General features: G+C 59.4%; 5 protein-coding genes. 4 read left to right on the top strand and 1 reads right to left on the bottom strand.

The genetic code is table 11. From position 1 onward, the window contains the following. Positions 1-341 precede the first annotated feature (341 nt). Together pstC and pstA are read left to right on the top strand one after the other, a co-directional pair. Positions 342-1,472, top strand: coding sequence for a phosphate ABC transporter permease subunit PstC (gene pstC, locus IQ254_RS29165; protein WP_228041212.1), 1,131 nt, complete (start codon positions 342-344; stop codon positions 1,470-1,472). Then, complete coding sequence (gene pstA, locus IQ254_RS29160) at positions 1,472-2,455, top strand: phosphate ABC transporter permease PstA (protein ID WP_193969655.1); 984 nt, start codon at positions 1,472-1,474, stop codon at positions 2,453-2,455. The genes pstC and pstA overlap by 1 nt, the downstream gene beginning before the upstream one ends. A gap of 472 nt (positions 2,456-2,927) precedes the next feature. Here pstA and IQ254_RS29155 read toward each other — a convergent pair whose 3' ends face one another. Beyond that, on the bottom strand, positions 2,928-3,359 hold the full coding sequence (locus tag IQ254_RS29155) for a biopolymer transporter ExbD (RefSeq protein ID WP_193969654.1): 432 nt from the start codon (positions 3,357-3,359) through the stop codon (positions 2,928-2,930). Between the two features lie 155 nt (positions 3,360-3,514). On the opposite strand from IQ254_RS29155, the gene IQ254_RS29150 reads away from it, so the two are divergent. Continuing rightward, a complete protein-coding gene (locus tag IQ254_RS29150; protein WP_228041211.1) occupies positions 3,515-5,224 on the top strand; it encodes a glycosyltransferase family 39 protein in 1,710 nt (569 codons plus the stop codon). Between the two features lie 28 nt (positions 5,225-5,252). Further along, complete coding sequence (locus tag IQ254_RS29145) at positions 5,253-5,894, top strand: L-threonylcarbamoyladenylate synthase (protein WP_193969652.1); 642 nt, start codon at positions 5,253-5,255, stop codon at positions 5,892-5,894. The last annotated feature ends 76 nt before the right edge of the window (positions 5,895-5,970 follow it).

Raw genomic sequence — 5,970 nt, 5'->3', positions numbered from 1 at the left:
ATGACGGCTTGGATTTCAGGTTCTCTGGCACTAGATTCATTCCTCTGTTAGACCAGATCTTTGCGCTCTTGACAACCCCTTGCCGGTTACACATCCACCGTCTTACCAGCGGTTATTGAGAAGTTACCATTGTAGAGCTCAGCGACTGTGTACCTCACTCAATCGGGAACCGCTATGACACCCAGGCAAGATTAAGAAAAATATAAGTCTTGGTAAGATTGAATTAAGAAAATCCTAAGGGCAGAATAAATTATTCAAACCTCTGAGCAGATTGGGCGATCGCGGTTTAGCGTACTAAAAGCGTTGTCTGTGCGTTGTCTTTCAGGAAGGCTTTTTTTGCCATGTCTGCCGAGTTTTCGTCACCGCCAAATGCGACTGAGCTGTGGCAGCCCAACCGTCGCCGTAGCCAACGAGTCGAGGCGCTGGTTCGCATGATTTGCTTTCTATTTGCTGCCATTTCCATTCTCACCACCCTGGGAATTGTGCTGACGCTGATCTTCGAGACCTTTGAGTTTTTTCTCGACCCGTTTTTTCGCCTATCGCTCTGGCTAGAGCAGCTGCCAAACCTGTTGCCCAACGCCACCGCCGACCAGCTCCAGGGCATCAGCGATCAGCTGGAGTCAACGGATCTCGACGAGGTATTTGACCTGGCCGAGGCGATCGGCGTCAGTCCCCCCAGCCCAGTGGCCGGGTTTTTTCACGCCGTGGGGCGGTTTTTCACCGATACCCGCTGGACACCGCTGTTTAAAGATGCCGACTTTGGCATTTTTGTCCTGATTAGCGCCACCCTGCTAACCAGCACCATTGCCATGACGGTGGCGGTGCCCCTGGGCCTGCTAATCGCTATTTTTCTCAGTGAGTATGCCGCTCCCAACCTGCGCCAGGTGCTGAAGCCGATTTTGGAGCTGCTGGCAGGCATCCCCTCAGTGGTGTTTGGCTACTTTGCCCTGTTGGTGGTGACGCCATTTTTGCAGGGGGTGATTCCACCGCTGCAGGTGTTTAACGCCCTCAGCGCGGGTCTGGTGTTGGGCATCAGCATTTTGCCCCTGGTGGCCTCCCTCAGCGAAGATGCCATCAACGCCGTGCCCCAGGACCTGCGCCAGGGTGCCTTTGCTATGGGGGCCACCAAGCGCGAGACCATTCAGGCTGTGGTGCTACCGGCGGCGCTATCGGGCATTGTGGCGTCGGTTATTTTGGCGGTGTCGCGGGCCATTGGCGAAACCATGATTGTCACCCTGGCGGCGGGGCAAAACCCCCAACCCATCGACAGCGACCTGGGCTTTATCAACCCGTTTATTCCGGTGATGACGATGACCGCCTTTATTGTGCAGGTCAGCCTGGGCGATGCCCCCTTTGGGTCGCTGGCCTACAAGACTATTTTTGCCGTGGGCATGGCGCTGTTTGCCATGACCCTGGCTTTAAATATTGCCAGCTACTGGTTTGTGCGTCGCTTTCGGGAGAAGTACGAGTAATGGCTTCGTCACCGTCGAAGTTTACAGTTCCCTCCCCTGGGGTGGCCAACTCCACGGAGTTTGCGGGCAATTTGCCCCGGCGCTATGCCCTCGATCGGCTCTTTCAGGTGGCGGCCTGGGTGGCCACAGCGATCGCGATCGCCGTGCTGAGCTGGCTACTCTACGACATCTTCAGCCAGGGCTGGGATCGGCTCAATTGGCAATTTCTCACCAGCTTTCCCTCCCGCCGCGCCGAAAATGCAGGCATTATCGGCGCTCTGGCGGGCACCTTCTGGGTGATGATCATCGTCGCGGTGGTGACCTTTCCGGTGGGGGTCGGGGCCGGTATCTACCTAGAAGAATTTTCCAGCGACAACTGGTTTACCCGCCTGATTGAGATCAACATCAGCAACCTGGCCGGGGTGCCATCCATCATCTATGGCCTGCTGGGCTTAGCCGCCTTTGTGCGAATTCTGGGGCCAATTACCGGCGGGCGATCGGTACTCTCAGGGGCGCTGACCCTGGCATTGCTGGTGCTGCCGATTGTAATTGTCGCCACCCGCGAGGCCCTGCGGGCCGTGCCCGACGGCATTCGTCAGGCGGGGCTGGCCATGGGTGGCAGCCGCTGGCAAGTCGTGTGGGATCACGTGCTGCCAGCGGCCATATCTGGCATTCTCACCGGGGTGATTTTGGCCCTCTCGCGGGCGATCGGTGAAACCGCGCCGCTGATCACCATCGGGGCGCTTACCTTTGTGCCCTTTACCCCCGGCTGTACCGAAGAGTTTCCCTACTTCAACCCCCTCGACCTGATGCGCTGCCCATTAGATGTGATACAGAGCCCGTTTACGGTGATGCCGATTCAGGTTTTTAACTGGATTAGCCGCCCCCAGGCCGCGTTTCACGAGAATGGGGCGGCGGCCATTATTGTGCTGCTGGTGATGCTGGTGACGATGAACAGTCTGGCGATCGTTCTTCGTCACCGTTTGCGGCAGCCAAAATATTAGCAGTGCGCTAAAGGGTAGAAACAATTGGGCCCAAGGCAACTTAGCCGCGAGCAATCGGACTAGTACTCCACGGCGCAAGTTTAGATACTATTCCTTAGGGCTAGGGAGCAGGGCAGCTAGGGAGCCAAGCGATCTAGAACGGTGGACATATTTCAGCCTTCGAGTACTAGCTATCTTCTTCATCCGACGACGCTATCCAGAATTTGCTGGATTAAAAGCAACTGGTGTTAATCAGAAAGGTAGATACAGTCAAAAAATCTTGAATCAACGATAAATCTAGAAGCTTACGAACGTCTTAGTGATCAACAAACAGGGAAATAGATTCGTAGAAAGAAACCTCAGATTGCAGACAATTCACAGCATTTATTGACGTGATAGCCACTTAAGATTTCTAGGGCGATCGCACCCCTGCTCAGCAACATAGCAATCTCCACTGGCCCTCACTGGCCTACAGTTCTGACCCACGCCATTCTCATTCCACCGCCAGCGATACCCGGTTGCCGCCGATCGCCCTTAAATCCGTCAGCAGCCCTGAGACTTCGCTGTAGGTGAGCTCGCGATCGGCCTTGAGCACCAGTTTGCCGTCGGGGTTTTCGCCAAAATAGGTACGCACCTGCTGGCTGAGCTGATTAAACGTGATCGATTCATTGTTGAAGATGAGTTGGCCGTCTCTGTCGAGGCCCACCACCAGGGCATCGACCTGGGCCACCTGGGTTTCTTCAACGGCATCGTTGCCGGGTACGGCCTTGGGCAGGCGCACGTTGAGCAACTGCTGCCCGGTCAGACTCATGGAAATAATGATGAAAAAGGTCAGCACCGTCATTAACACATCCATCATCGGGATGAGGTTGACTTCGGGCACCTGAGACTCGGGTTGCCGACGGCGGCGAGAACGCATAGTCATTAAGTGGGCAAAAAATAGGGATCTGAGCAGTCTCGAAAAGCCATCGTCCGACTGGGGAGAATGTCACTAGTATAGGGGGCTAAACCCGGAGCGAGAAGGGGTAGCATCACCTCTCCTTTAGCTTCTATTTTCCTAAGGCGGGGGTAATACACGCGATGGTGCCCAAAGTTTTCTATCAGCCTGTCTACAGCGCTTTTTACATGCCTGTCTACAGGGGTCTGCACCATTTGGCGCAGCAGTCTGGGCTGTGGCTGCTGCTGTGGGTCGCTCCCCTGGTGATCATCCATAGCCCTCAGCAAAGCTTTATGGCCCCAGCCGAAGGCATTGCCGCGCTGCAGGGCGGAGACATGCTGGCCAACAACGACTGGATCAGCCTGACCTGGTGGGGCAGCCTCCAGTTTGAGCAGTTGCCCGGCCTGCCCTGGCTGATCGCTCTCAGCTACCACTGGTTTGGCCCCAGTGAGCTGGCGGCGCGGCTGCCCAGTATGGCCGCATCGGTGGTGGCGATCGGGTTAACCTGGCGGCTGGGGCAGCGGTTGGTGCCGCCTAGCCTGGGTCTGTGGGCTGCCAGCATACTGGCGGTGATGCCCCTGTGGATGCGGGCGAGTAAGCTGGCCAGCCCCGATGTTTTGGTGGTGAGTCTGGCGCTGCTGGCGATTTGGGCGCTGCTGCACAGCGAAGCCTACCCCACCCAGCGCATTGGCTGGGGCCTGGTGGCGGGCCTGGCGCTGAGCCTAGGCCTGGTGGTGGGAGGCGCGATCGCCCTGCTGCCTCTCATCGCCCTGCTGCCCTACCTGATTCGAGGGCACCGTACCCACCGCCACCTGGCTAACCTGGGCCTCTACTACGGTCTCGGTCTCGGGCTCATACCCACTGCTATTTGGCTGGGGCGCAGTGTGGCCCGCTACGGCCCCCTGCCCCTGCATCAGCTCACAAGTAGTTGGATGGCCAGCCTCAGCGGCGGTCTGTGGCAGGTCTCTACCGCTATGCCGGGGATACTGCAATCGCCCTGGGTGACGGCGGCCTCCCTGGGGTCTCTGCTGGCTGCGATCGTGCCCTGGGGAGGGTTTGCCCTGGTGGGGGCGGTGCTGGTGGGGCGCAATGCTGAGCTGGGTCGCCGTACCCTGTGGCTGGGGTATCCAGGGGTGTTGTTGGGGCTGCTCATCGGGCTCAAAAACCCCACCGGAAGCAGCTATCTACAGGTGTATCCCTTTGTGGCGCTGCTGGCGGCGGTGGGGCTCAACCACCTGGGACGGCTGTTTCGCTCCGCCGCTCCGCGTCGCTATCAGCTGATGGTGGGCCTCAGTTGGGTGGCCGGGGTACTGGGCATTTTGCTGATGTCAGCCGGGTCAGCGGTGCTGGTTACCCCAGGGGAGCTGATTGCCGCTGACCTGCGCCCCTACGGCTGGTTGGGGGTGGCCGGGGGGCTGGGGCTGCTGCTACCCTGGCTGCTGGCGATCAACCGCTGGGAGCGAGTGACTCGGCAGCAGCAGCAGTTGTGGCAGTGGAGCTGGCTATTGGGGCCGTGGCTGCTGCTGGCCGCCGCCTTTGCCACGGGTATCTGGGGTGACTTTAACCCGGGGGTGAAGCTGGCGCTGCAAACGCCGCCCGTGGCCGATGTCTTGGCCCAAAATCCGGTACATTTTATACAGCCGGGGCGCGATCGCGACAGTGTCTTGCTCACGGTCTACACCCCTCACCGGGGCAAACCCCTGGGTAACTGGAGCCAGCTCCCAGCTGAGGGCTATGCCTGGGGTAGCCCCGACCAGGTGCCCCTGGGCGAAGCCTACGAGGTGATCGCCACGGTAGACGACTGGCAGCTCGTCAAGGCACCCGTGATGCCCAGGCAATTGCCCCAGGGATGATGAGAGTTTGGTTTACTCAGCGCAGCCTATGCCTCAGGTCTCTTTACTAGAACTGGTCGCCGCCGTGCAGGCGGGGGAGCTGGTCAGCTTTCCTACCGATACGGTGCCCGCCCTGGCGGCGCGGCCTGAGGCCGGCGATCGCATCTATGCCGCCAAAGACCGCAGCCCCGACAAGCCCCTGATCTTAATGGGAGCTACCCTGGCCGATCTACAACCCTACGTGGCGGGTAGCGAGGCCGATTGGGTGCCCTGGAGCACGATCGCCCGTCGCCACTGGCCCGGTGCCCTGACCCTGGTCTTGCCCGCCAGCGATCGCCTGCCTGTAGCGATCAACCCCCAGGGCACGGGTACCATTGGCTTACGGGTACCCAACCATCCCCTCGCCCGGCATCTACTCAGCCACACTGGCCCACTGGCCACCACCAGCGCCAACCGCTCGGGCCAGCCACCGTTAGTGACCATGGCTGCGATCGCGGCCAGCTTTCCCCAGGTGTCTACCCTATCGATCGCTGCCCTGGCCAACATCTACCAACACTTTGACAGCCCCATGCCGCCCTTAGATCAGCCCCAGGGGTCGGGGCTACCGTCCACCGTGGCTCAGTGGCAAGACAACGGCTGGGCGGTGCTGCGGGTCGGGGCCGTCGATCTCGACCCCGCTGGTACCCCCTGACCATACTCATCCCTACACCCAACGCTATGGACTATCCCCAGGGCCAAGACTTTACCGATCTGGCCAGCCTCCAGTT

It is taken from the genome of Nodosilinea sp. LEGE 07088 (genome assembly GCF_015207395.1).
In the GTDB taxonomy this organism is placed as follows: Bacteria; Cyanobacteriota; Cyanobacteriia; order Phormidesmidales; family Phormidesmidaceae; genus Nodosilinea.
Note: the sequence above shows the minus strand (reverse complement) of the source record. Positions and strands in the feature narration are given on the sequence as shown.